Here is an 18,864-nt window from a genome sequence, read left to right on the forward strand (position 1 = left end):
CCGGCCGTATCGCGCGTCCGCAAACGAAAACGGCCCGGAGAGAGGATCTCCGGGCCGTGGTTTCGGGATGTGGCGCTTCAGTCCAGGCTGACATTCGCGGCCTTCACGACCGGCTCCCATTTCGCCATCTCGGCCTTGACGTGCTCGGCCAGTTCCTCGGGGCTGGAGGCGACGATGCTGGCCGAGAATTCGCCCATGCGGGCCACGACCGCCGGGTCGGCCATGGCCTCCAGCGCGGCCTTGTTCAACGCGGCAATGGCCTCGGGCGGGGTTCCGGTGGGCGCGAAAAGCGCGTTCCAGCTGTAGGTTTCATATCCCGGCAGCGTTTCGGCAATGGCCGGGATATCCGGGAACGAGGGCACGCGTTCCTTGGTCGTCACCCCCAGCGCCCGCAGCTTGCCACTGGTGATATGGCCCGAGGAAGACGGCAGATTGTCGAAGATGATCGGCACCTGGTTGCCCAGAACATCAGTCAGCGCCGGACCCGAGCCCTTATAGGGGATATGCGTGATATCGACGCCAGCCATCGACTTGAACAACTCGCCCGACAGGTGCAGCGGTGTCCCGTTCCCCGACGAGGCATAGGCCAGCGGGTCTTTTTTCGCCAGGTCGATCAGCTCCTGCACGGTCTTGACCGGCAATTCCGGGTTCACCGCCAGCACGTTCGGGACCAGCACCAGAAGCGAGATCGGCGCGAAATCCGTGACCGGGTCATAGGGCTTCTGCTTCAGGATCAGCGGGTTCAACGCATGGGTCGCGACCGTGCCCATCAGGATCGTGTAGCCGTCGGGATCGGCCTTGGCGACCTGCTGCGCGCCCAGACTGCCGCCTGCGCCGCCCACGTTCTGGACCACCACCTGCTGGCCAAGGGCCTGCCCCATCCGGTCGGCGACGATGCGCCCGACCACGTCGGTCGAGCCGCCGGCCGCGAAGGGGATCACCAGCGTGATCGGGCGGTCGGGGAACGCGGCGGCCGCGGCCCCGGCCAGCCCTGCGGCCATTGCGGCGCCCAGAAGAAGGCGCCGGGTGATTTTCAGCATCATGTTTCTCCTCCCATTCTATCGCGACCTCAGGCGTCGCTTTCGGTAAAGACCTCGTCCCGGCGCTTGCGGATCTGGGGCAGGAAGACCAGCACCAGGATCGCGGCGGCCATCAGAAGCAGCGTGGCGCTGATCGGACGGGTGATGAAGGTGGTTGGATCGCCCCGTGACAGGATCATGGCCCGGCGCAGGTTCTCTTCCAGCAGGGGGCCAAGGACGAAACCCAGAAGCAGCGGCGCGGGTTCGCAGCGCAGCTTGGTCATCGCATAGCCGAGCAGCCCGAAGAACGCGACGGCGTAAAGGTCATAGGTGTTCGAGGCGACCGAATAGACCCCGATCGAACACATCGCCATGATGATCGGGAACAGCACGTAATAGGGCACCGTCAGCAGTTTGACCCACAGCCCGATCAGCGGCAGGTTCAGGATGACCAGCATCAGGTTCCCGATCCACATGCTGGCGATGATGCCCCAGAACAACGCAGGCTGTTCGCTGACGACGTTCGGACCCGGCACGATGCCCTGGATGATCATCGCGCCGATCATCAGCGCCATGACCGGGTTTGCGGGAATGCCCAGCGTCAGCAGCGGAATGAAGCTGGTCTGCGCGCCGGCATTGTTCGCGCTTTCCGGTCCCGCGACGCCAGCAAGGGCGCCCTTGCCGAATTCCTCGGGGTGCTTGGACAGCTTCTTTTCCACGGTATAGCTGGCAAAGCTGGCCAGGATCGCGCCCCCGCCGGGCAGGATGCCCAGGACCGAGCCAACGGCGGTGCCGCGCAGGATCGGGCCGATCATCTCGCGCAGCTCGTCGCGCGTCGGGAACAGACGGTTGATGTTTTTGGTCATCACTTCTCGATCATGCTCATCTTCAAGATTGCGCAGGATCTCGGCGATGCCGAAGACGCCGACGGCCAGGGCCACGAAATTCAGCCCGTCGGCATATTGGGTGATGCCCAGCGTGAAGCGCGGCGCGCCGGTATAGATGTCGGTTCCCACAAGGCCCAGCAGCAGGCCAAGCACGACCATGGCCAGCGCCTTGAGGACCGAGCCATGGGCAAGGGCCACCGACATCACCAGACCCATCACCATCAGGCTGAAATACTCGGCCGCGCCGAATTTCAGCGCGATGGTGGTCAGGGGTGGTGCAAAGATCGCGACAAGGAAAGTCGCGACCGTGCCGGCAAAGAACGACCCGATTGCGGCCGTCGCAAGCGCAGTTCCGGCGCGGCCTTTCCGAGCCATCTGATAGCCGTCGATCGCCGTCACGGCGGACGAACTTTCGCCCGGCATGTTGATCAGGATCGCAGTGGTCGAGCCGCCGTATTGCGCGCCATAATAGATCCCGGCGAGCATGATCAGCGAACTGACCGGTTCAAGCTGGAACGTGATCGGCAGAAGCATGGCGATGGTGGCCGTCGCGCCGATCCCCGGAAGCACGCCGATCAGTGTGCCAAGGATGACCCCGATCAGGCAGAAGGCCAGGTTCGCCAGAGACGAGGCGACCGAAAAGCCAAGGGCAAGGTTGCTGAGAAGATCCATGCCGCCCTCCTCAGAACTGAAGCCAAGGGCCGAAGCGGCGGAAGGGCAGGCCCAGCCCATAGCTGAAGATCAGCGTCGACAGCACCGTGACCGCCAGCGCCAGCACCAGCGCGTAAAGCGGTCGCATCCGAACCGAGGCCTGCGCGGCGATCAGTGTCGTCAGGAACAGCGCCGGAACGAAGCCCAGTCCGCGCACCGTCAGTCCGAAGAAGACCGGCGCGGGCAGGATGAACATCAGGCCGCGCCAGGCGACCCTGCCAAAAGGCTCGTCCGCGCGGCCGAATGCTTTCAGCAGGATCAGCAGGCCCAGCAGGAACAGCAACCCCGACAGGACCATCGGGAAGTAGCCGGGCCCCATGCGCAGCGACGTCCCGATCTCCAGCCCGGTAGTCTGCCAGCCGAAAAAGGCCGCGGCGGCCATCAGCAGAAGGCCGGTCGCGATATCCGTGGAATCCTTGGGTTTGGTGGACATGTTTCCCCCCTGTTCAATGCGGTTTCCCGCCGCGCCGGGCGCGGCGGGACCGAAAGGGCTAGTCGGCATAGACGCCGGCGGCGTCGATCACCGGTTTCCAGCGTGCAATCTCGGATTCGAGTTTCGCTTTCAGCGCGGCGGGGGTCGCATCCTCGGCAGGCGAAGGCGCGGTCCCGAGATCGGCCATGGCCTTGACGACGCCTTCATCCGCCAGCGCGGTCTGCAGCGACTTCGACAGGCGCTCATTCACCTCGGCCGGGGTGCCCTTGGGGGTATAGATGCCATGCCAGATGCCGACCTGAAGATTCTCAAGCCCCGATTCCTTGGCCGTGGGCAGGTCGGGGAACAGCGGCAGCCGTTCGGGCGTAGTGACGGCATAAGCCTTGATCGTGCCTCCCTGAATCTGCTGGGTGGTGTTGGTCGTCTGGTCGCACATGATATCGACCTGACCGCCCAGAAGGTCGGTCATCGCCGGGCCGGTCCCCTTGTAGGGAACGGTGACCAGCGGCGTGTCCAGCGCCTGCATCAGCAGCATACCGCACAGGTGCGAGGCCGCCCCGATCCCGGCATTCGCCAGCGTCAGCTTGTCGCCATTGGCCTTGACGTAATCCATGAAGCCCTTGAAATCGGTCGGCTCAAGATCCTTGCGCGCGACGACGACCATCGGCACCTCGGTCACGAGGCCCACATATTCAAAGGCGTTCAGCGTGTCATAGGCGAGGTTGCGATACAGCGTGGCCGAAGTCGCCATGCCGATATGGTGCAGCAGGATCGTATAGCCGTCGGGTTCAGCCTTGGCGACCTGGCCCGCGCCCAGCGTGCCGCCAGCGCCGCCGACGTTTTCCACGACGATCTGTTGGCCAAGGTCTGCCGACATGCGCTCGGCCACCAGCCGGGCGACGGTATCGGTGGGACCGCCGGCCGAAAACGGCACGACCATGGTGATCTGGCGGTCGGGATAGCCCTCGGCGAAAGCCGGCGCGGTCAACATGGTCACGGCGCAGATCGCGCCGAGAAGTTTCGAGATTGCCATCTTCCCCTCCCAAGGAATGCAGGTTCGGCGGTCTCCTCATCGTGCCGCCGCTTGGGCCAGACTGGGGGCGACGCGGGTGCATCGCCAAATGCAAAGCACGGTCACCGGCCGGAATTGGCGGGCGGTGCATATGGAATGGGTGAAAAAGGTGACATCACGGGATTGAGAGGGGTGGATATCCACCCATCATCGGGTCAACCCGGCCCGTCGTCTCCGGGGTCAAGGATCAGACGCCGGTCCAGCGCGTATTTCTGCATCTTCTCGTAAAGCGTCTTGCGGGAAATCCCGAGCGTTTCATAGACCGGGCGCAGCCTGCCGCCATGTGCGGCAATGGCGCCGGCGATCAGGCTGCGTTCGAAACTGGCGACACGGTCGGACAGCTTCGCACCCGGATCTGGGCCAAGCTCTGCCCCCTCCAGCCCCAGCACGAACCGCTCGGCCAGATTGCGCAGCTCGCGCACGTTTCCCGGCCAGTCCCGTGCCGCAAGACCGGACAGGAAGGCGGCCGGGGTCTCTCTCTCGGGGATGTTGTGCCGGGCGGCAGATTCCCTGACCAGTTGCAGGAACAGCAAGGGGATGTCCTCGCGTCGTGCCGCAAGCGGGGGGACATGCAGCACCGCGACATTCAGCCGCCAGAACAGATCCTCGCGGAATTCGCCGCGTGCGACGGCCCCGGTCAGGTCGGTCTTGCTGATTGCAATGAAGCGGACATCCAGCGGCACCGGGTCGTTCGAGCCAAGGCGGGTGATGACGCGCTCCTGCAGGACGCGCAGCAGCTTTGCCTGCAACTCGGGCGGCATCGAGCCGATCTCGTCCAGCAGGACCGTGCCGCCGCGGGCATGTTCGAACTTGCCATAGCGCGGGCGCAATGCGCCGGGAAAGGCCCCGGCCTCGTGACCGAACAGCTCGGATTCGATCAGCGCTTCGGGCAGGGCGGCGCAGTTGATGGCGATGAAGGGCCGCCCGGCACGGGCCGAGATGTCGTGCAATGCGCGCGCCACCACCTCTTTGCCCGCGCCGGTCGGGCCGATGATCAGCGTATCCGCGTCCGAAGCGCCGATGGCGCGCAGTCGGTATCGCAGATCGACCATGACCTGGGTGCGACCGGGCAGGCGGGCCTCGACGTCGTCGCGCTTGCCGGCGACGGCGCGCAGGCGGCGGTTCTCCAGCACGAGGCCGCGATGTTCGGCAGCACGACGGATGACCGTTGCCAGGTCCTGCACGACAAAGGGCTTTTCGATGAAGTCATAGGCGCCGCCCCGGATCGCTTCGACCGCAAGGGGCACCTCGGCATGGCCGGTGACAAGGATGACCGGAATTTCGGGATCGACCTCGTGCAACCGACCAAGCAGCGTCATGCCATCCATGCCGGGCATCCGGATGTCGCTGACGACGACGCCGGAAAATCCCGGCCCCGCCAAGGCCAGCGCCTCGTCCCCCGATCCCAGCGGCTCGACATCGAAGCCCGCCAGTTCCAGCGCCTGCGTGGTTGAGCTGCGCATCTGCGGGTCGTCATCGACCAGAAGAACCCGCGCCAGCCCGCTCATGCCGCGACCCCGGAAGAGGTGGCGACATGCAACCGGACGCAGAACTCGGCACCCGGTCGGGCGTTCCGGCAGGAAATCTCTCCGCCGAAGTCGCGCACGATATTGGCTGTGATCGACAGCCCCAGCCCCAGTCCCGCGCCGACTCCCTTGGTCGTGAAGAAGGGGTCGAAGATCCGCCCGGCAATCGCATCGGGAATGCCCGAACCGCGATCTCGGACGCGAATGGCGATCACCTCGCCTTCGAGCCGGCCCGACAGGGTGATGCGCCGGTCGGTCGCGGTCTCGGCCGCGTCGGCGGCGTTCGAGACCAGGTTGACCAGCACCTGCTGCAATCGCGTCGGACCGGCGCGCAGGGCCGGAAGGTCGGGGGGCACATCAATTTCAAGCGTGGCGCCGCTTGCCGCCAATCGGGCGGCGACGATGGTGCGGGTTTCATCCAGCAGCGCGTGCAGCGACACCGCCCCCAGCACGTCGTCGGGCTTGCGCGCCGCCTGCCGCAGATGCTTGCCGATGGCCGCCATCCGGTCGACCAGCGACAGGATCTGGCCGATATTGTCCCGCGCCCGCGCATAATCGCCGCGCTCGATCAGGATGGCGGCGCTGTCGGCATAGTTCCGCGCCGCGGCCAACGGCTGGTTGATTTCATGCGAGAGCGAGGCGGACATCTGCCCCAGCGCCGCCAGCTTTCCGACCTGGACAAGGCTGGCCTGAGCCGCCCGCAACTCGGCCTCGGTCGCGCGACGCTCGGCGATCTCCTGCTCCAGCTGGGTGTTGGCACGGGCCAGCGCGGCCGTGCGTTCGATCACGCGGCGCTCAAGCTCGGCATGGGCGAAACGCTCCATCGCCAGCCTCTCGGCGGTCTGGGCACGACGCTGGCGCCACATCAGCGCGCCGAAGCCGGCGGCAGATAGCAGCAGCACAAGGCCAAGCACGGCAAAACGTGCCTCGGCCCGCAGGTTCGCGCTGTCCAGCAGCACATGTACGGTCCATCCCGCCTCGGGCATCTGGTCCGAGGCGACGACATATTCCCTGCGACCCGCGCCGTCGGGAAGCCGCAACAACGGAACCCCATGCAGGACCAGCCGCTCCAGCGCGAATTCCGTCACCGGCGTCTCGGCATAGCGGCGGACGGCGGCGCTGCGGGCGGTGCGTTCGGGAGTCAGGGGAAGAAGGCTGTGGTAAAGCCAGCCGGGCTGTGAGGACAGGAAGACGGTGCCGTCCGGGTCGGTGACCAGCACGCGAAATTCGCCGCCTTGCCAGGACCGTTCGATCCGGTCGACGCCGATCTTGACCGCGACGACGGCCATGATCCGGCCTGCATCGTTCCTGACCGGAGCCGAGAAGTAATAGCCCCTGACCCCCGACGTCGTCCCGACCCCATAGAACCGCGCCGGGTGCCCGGCCATCGCGTCGATGAAATAGGGGCGATAGCTGAAATTCTGGCCGATGAAACTTTGCGGACCCCGATAGGTCGAATGGGCGATCGTCTCTCCGTTTGGCAGGATCAGGTAGATGTCCGAGGCCTCGACGGTGGCGTTCTGCTCGGCCAGCCACAGGTTTGTCTGCCGGCGCAGCGCCGGATCGTTGGGCGAGGCGGCAAGTTTCTGGATCAGGTCCAGATCGCCCACCAGTTGCGGCACGACCTCGTATCGCGAAAGATCGGCCTGCAGCGCGTTCACGGTCAGGCGCAGCGCATTCGCAGCGCGGCTTTGGCCAGCGGCCAGCGACTGCTGAAGGGCAAGCTGTCCGCCAAGCCACAGGATCAATGCCAGCAGCGCGGCGATGGCGGCGGAGGGCAGGATACGATTGCCCTTGCCCTGACGGGACCGGGGCAGCGTCAGGCGCATCGGCAGGCGGGCAGGGGTCGGACCGACCCCCGGATCACGTTCATTGCGGCTTCCTCACATCCCTGTGTGGAATGTGACAGCAAGGCTCGCGCCGTGCAATATCGCCGTCAGATCACCAGCACGCCCGAGTGTTTGGCCTTGTGTTCCGGTTCCACGTGAATCGTGATCTGCGCCCCCGGCAGATGCGCGCGAAGCGCCTGTTCGACGCGGTCGCAGATGTCATGCGCCTGCTCGACCGTGGTCTGTCCCTCGACCACCAGGTGAAAGTCGATGAAGGTCTTCGGCCCGGCATGGCGGGTCCGCAGGTCATGCGCCTCGATCGCGCCGGTCGCGTGGTCCGAGATGGTGCTGCGGATCGTATCAAGCGTTTCTTCGGACACGGCTTCGTCCATCAGGCCGGACAGGGACGAGGCCATGACCCGCCAGCCCGACCAAAGGATGTTCAGTGCGACCAGCGCCGCCAGCGCGGGATCAAGCACCGACCAGCCCGTCAGCACCGCCAGCGCGACCCCGACGACCACGCCGCCCGACGAAATCACGTCCGACAGCAGGTGATGCCCATCCGCGACCAGCGCGGGCGAGCGATGGCGCCTGCCGCCCCGGATCAGCACCCAGCACCACCAGCCGTTGATGCAGCTTGCGACGACGTTGATCAGCAACCCGCCTAGCGGTGCGTCGAGCACGCGCGGATTCAGGAATCCGTGCCACGCCTCGCGCAGGATCAGCAGCGCCGCGACGATGATCATGACGCCTTCCAGCACGGCGCTGAAGAATTCGGCCTTGTGGTGGCCATAGGGGTGGCCCCGGTCGGCTGGTTTCGCCGCGACGCGAATGGCGATCAGCGCGGCGACCGCGGTCGCCACGTTCACCGTGCTTTCAAGCGCATCCGACAACAGCGCGACCGAGCCCGTCAGCCACCAGGACAAAGCCTTGAGACCCAGGACCAGCAGTCCGACGAAAATGCTGCCGATTGCGATTCTCTCGGTCGCGGACATCTGCGCTTCCCTGTTCGAATCTGTGGAAGGGCGTTTTAGCGGGGATCGTCGGAGACGCCAACCACCCGGTTCCGCAAGAAAGCACGGGCGACTGGTGGTTTGCGGGCTTTGCTGTCCTTTCCTTATCCTGCACAATGAACCCGCTGAAGACAGACGACCAAGGGGCAGCAGCTCGTTCATCGCCAGAACAGGGAAAGCGAACTTGCGAATTTCGATCACATTCGGTCCGACCTTCGACCTGAACCCTGCAATACGCCGAGGTATAGTGTCCGTGATCCTTACCCCCGCCGAGGCGGAAACCGCCGTCTGGTCCGATGACCGCCTGACCTACCGCACCCGCCGCCCGCCCGAGGAGGTGATGGCCGACTGGGAAACCCACGGCTATGCCGCAAGCGATTTCCAGCGCGTCGAAATAGCCCCTTGGGTGGAACGCCGCGACGACCAGCCCTGGACGGGACGGAAACGACGCATTCATCGGCAGTGAGGGGGCAGAGCTGCGGCCGAAGCTGCCGCTCGCCCCTTGCAGTTTCACACTTTGAGCGTTAGCTCAGAGATCCGTTTACAGCATCCTGTTCAACTTTGATCAGAGTGAACGAGGGCGGCAAAGCCACCTAAGACCCTAAATGTCTGATTAGAGGTCAATGATGCAGATCCTGCACACATCTTACGAAGCTAACAAAGAAGCTGCTCTTGAAGGGCTGGAGCATTATTACGCAGAAGCCCTTGAAGTGGCGGGTGAAACGGCACCCGAATTCCCGACTGCTTATCAAGAAGTAAATGGGCAGGTCAGTCTTGAAGCCCATAACTCAGGAAGCACTGTCGGGCGCCTGCTAGCCACTTATGACGATTTGACCAATTCCATCCGCATAGACTTTCTTTTTGTCGAGAAATGGCAGCGTGGTCAGAATATCGGTGGGCTGTTAATCAAACATTTGGAGCAGGATGCTCGCTCCAAATCGGTACAAATGATGTTTGTCGACACGACTCTGGCCAGCGCGCCAGATTTCTACCGCAAGCAAGGCTTTGAAGTTATCGGGCAAATCGAAAATTACCCCGTTTTGGGCGATACCTACATTCTGATGATGAAGAGGCTTTAAGCTACGCCCTTACCGGAACTGGACAGGTTGATGAAACACTGCTCATGAGCAGGATGATCGAGCAACCTCAACGTCCGGTAAGGGCTCAATCCCGCCGTCCATCGGGAAGTAGAAAACGGGGACCTTTCGGCCCCCGCTTCATTCACTCTGCCGGCACCGCTGCCAGATCCTCGACATCCGCGATGGGATGTTTCAGGTGGGCGAGCATTTCTTTCGGGCAAACTTGCAGGAAGTTGGCCTTTTCCTCGGCCCAGTTCTGCAGGATCTCGCCCGCGCGGAACGAGCCGGTCTCGCGGAAATGGCGCTCGACCAGGCCTTTCACCTCGTCTTCCCAATGGGGCTGGGTGACGGGGCACAGGATCAAGGTCTCGGCGTTGATATAGTCGCGGGCCACGCCTTCGGGGTCGTAAAGGTAGGCCATGCCCCCGGTCATGCCGGCGCCGAAGTTCGCGCCGATGCGGCCAAGGATCACGGCGACGCCGCCGGTCATGTATTCGCAACCGTTGCTGCCGCAGCCCTCGATCACCACCTTCGCACCCGAGTTGCGGACGCCGAAACGCTCGCCCGCGCGGCCCGCCGCGAACAGGTGGCCGTCGGTCGCGCCGTAAAGCACGGTGTTCCCGATGATGGTGTTGTCGGCCGCGACCAGCGGGCTTGCCATCGGGGGACGAACGACGATTGTGCCGCCCGACAGGCCCTTGCCGACATAGTCGTTCGCATCGCCCGAAACCTCGATCTTCAGGCCCGGCGCCGCGAATGCGCCCAGCGACTGGCCTGCCGAACCGGTCAGCCGGACGGTCAGGTGGTCGGGTTGCAGGTTGTTGCGCATGCCGAAGGTCTGCACGATCATCGACGAGGTCCGTGTGCCGACCGTCCGCAGGGTGTTCCGCACCGCATAGGACAGCTGCATCTTCTCGCCATCCGAGAAGAAGCGGCTGGCGTCGCGGATGATCTCGGCGTCCAGCGTGTCCGGAACCGCGTTACGCGGTTTCGAGCGGTCGTAGACGATCTTGTCCGAGCCATCGACGGTGATCAGCAGCGGGTTCAGGTCGAGGTCATCCAGCGACTTGTCGCCACGGCTGACCTGCGTCAGCAGGTCCGCACGGCCGATGATCTCATCCAGCGAACGCGCGCCGATGCTGGCCAGGATCTCGCGGACTTCGGTGGCGTAGAAGGTGATGAGGTTCACCACCTTGTCGGCCGAGCCGTTGAACATGGCGCGCAGCTTTTCGTCCTGGGTGCAGACGCCCACCGGGCAGGTGTTCGACTGGCACTGGCGGACCATGATGCAGCCCATCGCGATCAGGGCGGCGGTGCCGATGCCATATTCCTCGGCCCCCATCATCGCGGCCATGACGATGTCGCGGCCGGTGCGCAGACCACCGTCGGTGCGCAGGGTGACGCGGTCGCGCAGACGGTTCATCGCCAGAACCTGATGCGCCTCGGTCAGGCCCATCTCCCACGGAAGACCGGCATATTTGATCGAGGTCGCAGGGCTGGCCCCGGTGCCGCCATTGTGCCCCGAGATCAGGATCACGTCGGCTTTCGCCTTGGCCACACCCGCCGCGATCGTGCCGACGCCGCTGGATGCCACCAGCTTCACGGTGATCTTGGCGCGCGGGTTGATCTGCTTCAGGTCATAGATGAGCTGCGCCAGGTCCTCGATCGAATAGATGTCGTGGTGCGGCGGCGGGCTGATCAGGGTCACACCCTTGGTCGAATGCCGCAGCCGCGCGATCAGGTCGGTGACCTTCATGCCGGGCAGCTGGCCACCCTCGCCGGGTTTCGCGCCCTGGGCGACCTTGATCTCCAGCTCTTCACAGGCGTTCAGGTATTCGGCGGTGACACCGAAACGGCCCGAGGCGACCTGCTTGATCTTGGCGCAGGGGTTGTCGCCATTCGGCAGCGGATGGCTGTGGGCCGGATCCTCGCCACCTTCGCCACTGTCGGATTTCGCGCCGATCCGGTTCATGGCGATGTTCAGGGTCATGTGCGCCTCGGGCGACAAGGCCCCCAGCGACATGCCCGGCGTCACGAAGCGCTTGCGGATCGAGGTGATCGATTCGACCTCTTCCAGCGGCACCGGCTTGCCAAGCGCCTTGATGTCCAGAAGGTCGCGCAGATGGATCGGCGGGTTCGCCCGCATGGTCGCGGTGAACTTCTTCCAGACGTCATAGGACGCCTTTTCGCAGGCGAGTTGAAGCAGGCGCATGGTGTTGGCTTCCCAAGCGTGCTTTTCGCCCGAGCGGCGCGCCTTGTAGAAGCCGCCGACCGGCAGCAGGTCGGTGGTCTCCGCGTCGAAGCCCTTGGCGTGGATATCCTCAAGCTTGGCTTGCAGGCCGTGCAGACCCATGCCGGAAATTCGCGACTGCATGCCGGGGAAATATTCCGCGACCATGGCGCGGGACAGGCCGACCGCCTCGAAGTTCAGGCCGCCACGATAGGACGAAAGGACCGAGATCCCCATCTTCGCCATGATCTTCAGCAGGCCCGCATCGATCGCATCGCGATAGTTGCGCATGTTGTCGATCAGGCTGCCGGTCAGCAGGCCGCGCTCGATCCGGTCGGCAATGGTGTCCTGCGCGAGATAGGGGTTCACCGTGGTCGCGCCGCAGCCGATCAGCACCGCGAAATAATGCGGGTCGATGCATTCGGCCGAACGCACGTTCAGCGAACAGAAGGTGCGCAGCCCCTTGCGGGTCAGCCAGCTGTGGATTGCGCTGGTCGCCAGGATCATCGGCAGGCCGATGCGATTGGGGCCAAGCGTCTCGTCGGTCAGGACCAGGTGGCCTGCACCGGAACGCACGGCGTCCTCGGCCTCGGCGCGGATGCGCGCCAATGCCTCGCCCATGGCTTCGGGGCCCGCGCCGTCGGCAAAGGTGCAGTCGATCTGCGTCACCGCATCGCCGAACATCTTCGCCATTTCGGCAAATTCGGCGTTGGCGACGAAGGGGCTTTCCAGAACCAGGATTTCGGTCTGGGCCGAGGATTCGTCCAGCACGTTCTTGAGGTTGCCGAAACGCGTCTTCAGCGACATCACGCGGGTTTCGCGCAGGGAGTCGATCGGCGGGTTAGTGACCTGGCTGAAGTTCTGGCGGAAGAAGTGCGACATCGGGCGATACTGGCCCGACAGGACCGCGGGCGGGGTGTCGTCGCCCATAGACGCCAGAGCCTCCTTGCCGTCTTCGGCCATGGGGGTCAGCATCGTTTCGATCTCTTCGATCGTATAGCCTGCCGCGATCTGGCGGCGGCGCAGCGCCTCGCCATCGTAAACCACCTGTTCGGGCAGTTCCTTCATGACCTCGGACAGCTCGACGACCTTTTCCAGCCACTCGCCAAAGGGCTGGCTGTTGGCCAGACGATCCTTGATGGCGCGGTCGTGGTAAAGACGGCCTTCCTTCATGTCGACCGCGATCATCTGGCCCGGACCCAGCGCGCCTTTTTCACGCACCGAGGTTTCGTTGATCGGGACCATGCCCGCTTCCGAGCCGGCAATCAGCAGGTTGTCACCGGTGATGACGTAACGCAGCGGGCGCAGCCCGTTCCGGTCCAGACCACCGCAAACCCAGCGGCCATCGGTCATGGCCAGCGCGGCCGGGCCGTCCCACGGCTCCATGACGGCGTTGCAATAGGCATACATGTCGGCCCAGACCTTGGGCATGTCGGTCGTTGCCTTGGACCAGGCTTCGGGCACCAGCATGGTCTTGGTCATCGGGGCCGAACGGCCCGAACGCACCATGACCTCGAACACGGCGTCCAGCGCTGCCGAGTCGGACGAACCGGCCGGGATGATCGGCTTGATGTCCTCGGCCATCTCGCCAAAGGTGCGCGACGCCATGCGGATCTCATGGCTGCGCATCCAGTTCGAGTTGCCCTTCAGCGTGTTGATCTCGCCGTTGTGGGCCAGCATTCGGAAGGGCTGTGCCAGCCACCATTGCGGGAAGGTGTTGGTCGAATAGCGCTGGTGATAGATCGCGAATGCGCTCTCGAAACGCTCGTCCTTCAGGTCGGGATAGAACTCCGCGACCTGCTCGGCCAGCATCATGCCCTTGTAGATGATCGAGCGGCAGGACAGCGACGCGAAGTACAGGCCGGCGATCTGCGCGGCGATGGCCGCCTTCTCGATCCGGCGGCGGATGATGTACAGCTCGCGCTCGAACTGCTCCTGATCGATGTCCTTTTCGCAGCGGATCAGGATCTGCTCGATCTCGGGGCGCGTCGCGTTGGCCTTTTCGCCCAGCACCGAGGTGTTCACCGGGACGTGGCGCCAGCCATAGATGTAATGGCCCATGCGCAGGACTTCGGATTCGACGATGGTCCGGCAGGATTCCTGCTGCGCGAAATTGGTGCGGGGCAGGAAGCACTGGCCCACGGCGATCAGCTTCGACTGGTCCGGTTCGTGCCCGGTGCGGCGGACCTGGTCATAGAAGAAGGGGACCGGGATCTGCACATGGATGCCCGCGCCGTCGCCGGTCTTGCCGTCCGCGTCCACCGCGCCGCGATGCCAGATCGCCTTCAGCGCGCTGATGCCGCTTTCGACCACCTTGCGGCTGGCCTTGCCATCCAGGTTCACCACCAGGCCGACGCCGCAGGACGAATGCTCGTCCTCGGCACGGTAAAGCGAATTCTCCGCCATCCAGTCGCGGCGGGCCTGTTCCTTCTGTTCCCAGTCCATCACGTCCGTGCCTCCTTCAAGTTCATAAGCTGCCTCAGCAGGTCGGGCCTTTGCCCCCGGACCATCTGCAGGTCGCAATCATATTCCGGCTTGGTCGAGCCAAATCCGGGCTGTCCCGGAAAGGAAAACCTGACCGGACTGTCATTCGAGTTCTCGCTGGCGCCGGTCCAGTCGCTGGATGTCTCGACGCCGCCGTAGAAACGTCCCTGCGCCCGGCTGATGAACTGCTGCCCCTTGCGTTCGATCAGCACGTCGCCGGATTCGCTGTAGGTCGTCAGGTGAAAGCGGGTCCGCTCCAGCTCGACGCCGTCGATGCTGACCTTTTCACCCGTCAACTCGTCGCGGCCAACATGATGCAGCCGCTCGCCGCTGTTCGAGCGCGTCCAGAAGTCGAAATCATCCGACCCCGTCGCCAGCAGCCCCGAAAACGAGGCATCGTCCTTGGCCCCATCCTCAAGCGTGTCCACCAGACCGGTGCGAAGGTCGGTGCTTTCCATCCAGCGCGTCTCGCGGTCGATGCGCGACTGATAGGTCGCGCCCTCGGGCGTGAAGTAGACGACCCACTGATCCCCGGGCGCATCCCCGCTGCAGCGGTAATGCTGCGAAACGGTACAGCCGCGGTTCTGCACCGTCACTTCCAGCCGACACCCGTCCGGAGGTGCGAAATTCGCCGCCAGGGCAGGCAGGGCGGGAAGGGTCAGCAAGACTGCCATTGCCCCGGAAAGCATCCGACCGCGCGCAGCATGCAAGGCATGCCGCCGATCTGCGCGCGGTGAACAGGCGGTATCTGCCATGTGCACCATCTTCACGCTCTCCTATTCGGCAGCGACGCGCGCCGCGCCCGAAAGGTAGCCCACGATGCTGTCGGCCGCTTCGCGACCGTCGCGGATCGCCCAGACGACAAGGCTGGCGCCGCGGACGATGTCGCCGACGGCGAAGACGCCCGGCAGGCTGGTCTGGTGGGTCTGGAAATCGGCCTTGATCGTGCCCCAGCGGGTCACTTCCAGCCCGTCCACGCCCCAAAGCCGCGGCAGTTCCTCGGGTTCGAAGCCCAGGGCCTTGATGACAAGGTCTGCGGGTTCGTCGTAATCCGCGCCATCGATCAGTTCGGGCGACTGGCGACCGCTGACGTCGGGTGCACCAAGACGCATCTTCTGGATGCGGACCGAGCTGATGGTCGGGATGTCGCCGGTTTCGTCGACGTCGCGCTCTTGGGCCTCCATCGCCTCGCCGGTGACATGGCCGCTGAACGAGCCGGGGGCCGACAGCCAGACGAATTCGACGCCTTCTTCTTCGGCGTTCTGGACCTCGCGCTGGCTGCCCGGCATGTTCGCACGGTCGCGGCGATACAGGCATTTGACCGATTGCGCGCCCTGACGGATCGCGGTGCGCACGCAGTCCATCGCGGTATCGCCGCCGCCGATGACGACGACTCGCTTGCCCTTGGCGTTCAGCTCGCCATCCTCATAGTCGGGAATCTCGTCGCCCAGATCGACCCGGTTCGAGGCGGTCAGGTAATCCAGCGCGCGCACGACGCCGCGGGCATGGGCATTGTCGATATCCAGATCCCGCGTCTTGTAGACGCCGGTCGCGATCAGCACCGCATCGTGCTTGCCGCGGATCGCGTCGAAGCTGATATCCTCGCCGACATTGGCGTTCAGGACAAATTCCACTCCGCCATCGGCCAGCAGCTTGTTGCGGCGCTCGACGACTTCCTTTTCCAGTTTGAAGCCGGGGATGCCATAGATCAGCAGCCCGCCCGCGCGGTCGTGACGGTCATAGACGGTGACCTGATAGCCCATGCGACGCAGGCGATCGGCTGCGGCAAGACCGCCGGGCCCCGCGCCGATGATGCCGATGGATTCCGGCCGCTCGACCGCGGGAACGATGGCCTGGACCCAACCTTCCTCCCATGCGGTGTCGGTGATGTATTTCTCGATCGCGCCGATGGTGACGGTGCCGTGGCCCGACTGCTCGATCACGCAATTTCCTTCGCACAGGCGATCCTGCGGGCAGATGCGGCCGCAGATCTCGGGGAAGGTGTTGGTTTCCTGGCTGCGCAGATAGGCTTCCTGGGTGCGCCCCTCGGCGGTCAGACGCAGCCAGTCCGGGATGTTGTTGTGCAGCGGGCAATGCGACTGGCAATAGGGGACGCCGCACTGGCTGCAGCGGCTGGCCTGTTCCTTCGCCTTTGCATCGGCGAATTCGCGATAGATCTCGTGGAAATCCTCGGATCGGGTGGCGGCATCACGCTTTTCGGGCATTTCGCGCCCGATGGTGACGAACTTGAGCATCTTTTGCGTGGCCATGGCTGCGCATCCCCCGAAATAGCAAGCTAGTGAAAGCCTGATATGCCAGCGCGAAACCAAATAAAAGTCAGCACAGTTTACCTATTTGTCGATTTTCCGGCCCGCGAGCCTGAAATCTGGCCCGCGGCGGTCGAAAATAGGTCAGTATAGTTTACCAACCAAGCGACAAGGCCAACAAGGCAAGGCCGCCAACGATGATTCGCCACCAGGCGAAGACCGCATATCCATGCATCGAGACATAGTTCAGCAGTCCCCGCGCCACGACCAGCGCCGACAGAAAGGCGCAGATGAAGCCGATGACGATGTTCCCGGCCGAGGCAGCGTCAAGGATGTCCCGATTCTTGTAGAGATCAAAGACAAAAGCCCCCAGCATCGTCGGCATGGACAGGAAGAAGCTGAATTCGGCGGCGGATCGCTTGTCCGCGCCCAAAAGCAATGCGCCCGTAATCGTCGCGCCCGAGCGCGAGACCCCCGGCACCATCGCAAGGCACTGGATCAGCCCGATCCCCAGCGCACGGCCCAGCGGAATGTCCTCGGCCGCGTGATAGCGGGGCGTTTTGGCCATGCGATCGACGAAAAGCAGGACTACGCCCCCCAGGATCAGCATCGAGGCGATCAGGATCGGGGTTTCGAACAGCACGGTCTTGATGATGTCATGGGCCATGACGCCGATGACGACTGCGGGCAGGAAGGCGATCAGCACCGACAGGATGAAGCGCCGGGCGCGGGGATCGTGCGGCGCGGTCGAAAAGATCCGCCACAACCGACCCGCATAGACGCTGAGGATCGCAAGGATCGCCCCCAGCTGGATCAGCACCTCGAAGGCCCGTCCGGGTGAGTTGAAACCCAGGAAATGTCCGGCCAGAAGCACGTGTCCGGTGGACGATACGGGAATGAACTCGGTCAGCCCTTCCAGCAGACCGAGCAGGGCGGCGACGATCGTGTTATGTTCCATCAGCTCCGGCGCAGGTTCTTCGCGGTCGCGGTCATCGCCTCGTATTGTCCCGAGGGACGGAAGCGCCACAGGTATTCGCCGATCACCGCAGGCGCGGCCGTCGGCTCGATTCCCAGGTCGGCAAAGCCACGTGCGGTGCCCGAGGCGACATTGGGATGTTTCAGCAGACGCAACTGGTCAGGCGTCATGAAGCGGTTGGCAATCAGCCCGCCGCTGATCTTCTCGATCCCGTTCATGACGGCGGCGATTGCGCCCGACACCCAGTTAGGCAGGCCGATGACGACGCGGCGGCGGTCGGTCGCGGTCAGGATCTGGCCTACCAGCTCGCGCATGGTGACAACTTCGGGGCCGGCCAGCTCATAGATGCCCGGCTCTGCCGCTCCGGTCGCGCCCATCGCAGCGGCGCGGGCAACGTCGAGGACATAGACCGGCTGCAGCTTTGCATTGGCGCCCGGCAGCGGCATCACCGGTCCCAGCCGCGTGGCGGCCGCAATGCGGTTATAGAACTTGTCGTCGGACCCGAAGATGACCGAGGGGCGCAGGATCATGGCGTCGGGCCGGTGCTTCAGCACCTCGGCCTCGCCCCGTGCCTTGGACGTGGCATAAAGGCTGTCCGATTCCGGGTTCGCGCCCAGGGCAGATACATGGACCAGCCGCGCGACCCCGCGCTCGGCCGAGATGCGGGCGATGCGGCCCGCGGCTTCTTCGTGGACCGCGCCAAAGGTGTTGCGGCCCCGGTTCGCCATGATCCCGACGCAGTTGATGACCGCATCCGCATCGGCCATGCAGGCCGAGACCGACAGGTCGTCGCGGACGTTGCAGGGCACAGGCTCGATCTGGCCGGGGGCACCATAGGTGCGGACGATCCCCGCTTCGTTCGGACGGCGCACAGCGACCCGGACGCGCCAACCTTGCGAGGCCAGTGCGCGTGCGATTTGCCGGCCAAGGAAACCGGACCCGCCATAAATGGTGACAAGCTTGGCTGCGGACATGGCTCTCGCTCCTTCTAGGCGTGCCTTGATGGCGTGCTTTCCCGCTCATTACCCAAGCCGGGGCCAAGCGGCAAGCCGTGCGATCCCCGGGGCGGCGGGGAAGGGGCGCGAAGGGGGCTTCAGGGGCGCTCAAAGAAAAAAAATCGGCTCCGATGAAAAAACTTATCGAATGCCATTGACGCCCCCCGCCACTCCCTTTAGAGACCCCTCCACACCACCTGCCCAGGTGGCGGAATTGGTAGACGCGCACGGTTCAGGTCCGTGTGCCGCAAGGCGTGGAGGTTCGAGTCCTCTCCTGGGCACCATGTGAAAAACCCTCGGAAACTTCGTGTTTCCGGGGGTTTTTTCTTGTTTTGGCCTGTCG

Annotated in this window: 14 protein-coding genes and 1 tRNA gene; 3 read left to right on the forward strand and 12 right to left on the reverse strand. The window is 64.3% G+C overall.

Going from position 1 to position 18,864, the window contains the following annotated elements; translation table 11 throughout:
• Window positions 1-77: 77 nt before the first annotated feature.
• From ACO2Q4_RS01950 to ACO2Q4_RS01980, 7 genes are all read right to left on the reverse strand, one after another.
• Entirely contained in the window at window positions 78-1,040 is a 963-nt protein-coding gene (locus ACO2Q4_RS01950; RefSeq protein WP_423316969.1) for a Bug family tripartite tricarboxylate transporter substrate binding protein, read from the reverse strand.
• Window positions 1,041-1,069: 29 nt separating this feature from the next.
• A complete protein-coding gene (locus ACO2Q4_RS01955; RefSeq protein ID WP_423316971.1) occupies window positions 1,070-2,578 on the reverse strand; it encodes a tripartite tricarboxylate transporter permease in 1,509 nt (502 codons plus the stop codon).
• Between the two features lie 10 nt (window positions 2,579-2,588).
• On the reverse strand, window positions 2,589-3,050 hold the full coding sequence (locus ACO2Q4_RS01960) for a tripartite tricarboxylate transporter TctB family protein (RefSeq protein ID WP_423316973.1): 462 nt from the start codon (window positions 3,048-3,050) through the stop codon (window positions 2,589-2,591).
• Between the two features lie 58 nt (window positions 3,051-3,108).
• Complete coding sequence (locus tag ACO2Q4_RS01965; RefSeq protein WP_311760666.1) at window positions 3,109-4,083, reverse strand: tripartite tricarboxylate transporter substrate-binding protein; 975 nt, start codon at window positions 4,081-4,083, stop codon at window positions 3,109-3,111.
• Between the two features lie 194 nt (window positions 4,084-4,277).
• The gene (locus tag ACO2Q4_RS01970; protein ID WP_423316975.1) at window positions 4,278-5,630 is read right to left on the reverse strand and encodes a sigma-54-dependent transcriptional regulator; all 1,353 of its coding nucleotides are present in this window, start codon (window positions 5,628-5,630) and stop codon (window positions 4,278-4,280) included.
• Entirely contained in the window at window positions 5,627-7,477 is a 1,851-nt protein-coding gene (locus ACO2Q4_RS01975; RefSeq protein ID WP_423316977.1) for a sensor histidine kinase, read from the reverse strand. The genes ACO2Q4_RS01970 and ACO2Q4_RS01975 overlap by 4 nt, the downstream gene beginning before the upstream one ends.
• 107 nt (window positions 7,478-7,584) lie before the next feature.
• Window positions 7,585-8,472, reverse strand: a complete 888-nt coding sequence (locus ACO2Q4_RS01980) for a cation diffusion facilitator family transporter (protein WP_311760663.1) — start codon at window positions 8,470-8,472, stop codon at window positions 7,585-7,587.
• A gap of 271 nt (window positions 8,473-8,743) precedes the next feature.
• Here ACO2Q4_RS01980 and ACO2Q4_RS01985 point away from each other — a divergent pair, with 271 nt between their 5' ends.
• A complete protein-coding gene (locus ACO2Q4_RS01985; protein ID WP_311760662.1) occupies window positions 8,744-8,956 on the forward strand; it encodes a hypothetical protein in 213 nt (70 codons plus the stop codon).
• Between the two features lie 157 nt (window positions 8,957-9,113).
• Window positions 9,114-9,569, forward strand: a complete 456-nt coding sequence (locus ACO2Q4_RS01990) for a GNAT family N-acetyltransferase (RefSeq protein ID WP_395134966.1) — start codon at window positions 9,114-9,116, stop codon at window positions 9,567-9,569.
• 142 nt (window positions 9,570-9,711) lie between these two features.
• Here the strand turns inward: ACO2Q4_RS01990 and gltB are convergent, their stop codons facing one another.
• The 5 genes from gltB to ACO2Q4_RS02015 all read right to left on the reverse strand — a co-directional run bounded on the left by gltB (window position 9,712) and on the right by ACO2Q4_RS02015 (window position 18,500).
• The gene (gene gltB, locus ACO2Q4_RS01995; RefSeq protein ID WP_311760660.1) at window positions 9,712-14,244 is read right to left on the reverse strand and encodes a glutamate synthase large subunit; all 4,533 of its coding nucleotides are present in this window, start codon (window positions 14,242-14,244) and stop codon (window positions 9,712-9,714) included.
• Window positions 14,244-14,957 carry a hypothetical protein gene (locus tag ACO2Q4_RS02000; protein ID WP_423316981.1) on the reverse strand — a complete coding sequence of 238 codons (714 nt, stop codon included), beginning with the start codon at window positions 14,955-14,957 and terminating at the stop codon, window positions 14,244-14,246. Before ACO2Q4_RS02000 ends, gltB begins: the two co-directional genes overlap by 1 nt.
• Before the next feature lie 102 nt (window positions 14,958-15,059).
• The gene (locus tag ACO2Q4_RS02005; RefSeq protein ID WP_423316983.1) at window positions 15,060-16,553 is read right to left on the reverse strand and encodes an NAD(P)-dependent oxidoreductase; all 1,494 of its coding nucleotides are present in this window, start codon (window positions 16,551-16,553) and stop codon (window positions 15,060-15,062) included.
• Window positions 16,554-16,704: 151 nt separating this feature from the next.
• On the reverse strand, window positions 16,705-17,508 hold the full coding sequence (locus tag ACO2Q4_RS02010; protein ID WP_395134963.1) for an undecaprenyl-diphosphate phosphatase: 804 nt from the start codon (window positions 17,506-17,508) through the stop codon (window positions 16,705-16,707).
• Complete coding sequence (locus ACO2Q4_RS02015) at window positions 17,508-18,500, reverse strand: complex I NDUFA9 subunit family protein (protein ID WP_395134962.1); 993 nt, start codon at window positions 18,498-18,500, stop codon at window positions 17,508-17,510. Before ACO2Q4_RS02015 ends, ACO2Q4_RS02010 begins: the two co-directional genes overlap by 1 nt.
• Before the next feature lie 220 nt (window positions 18,501-18,720).
• On the opposite strand from ACO2Q4_RS02015, the gene ACO2Q4_RS02020 reads away from it, so the two are divergent.
• Window positions 18,721-18,805: transfer RNA gene (locus ACO2Q4_RS02020), tRNA-Leu, on the forward strand.
• The last annotated feature ends 59 nt before the right edge of the window (window positions 18,806-18,864 follow it).

The organism is Paracoccus sp. KR1-242, assembly GCF_049446195.1.
Taxonomy (GTDB): domain Bacteria; phylum Pseudomonadota; class Alphaproteobacteria; order Rhodobacterales; family Rhodobacteraceae; genus Paracoccus; species Paracoccus broussonetiae.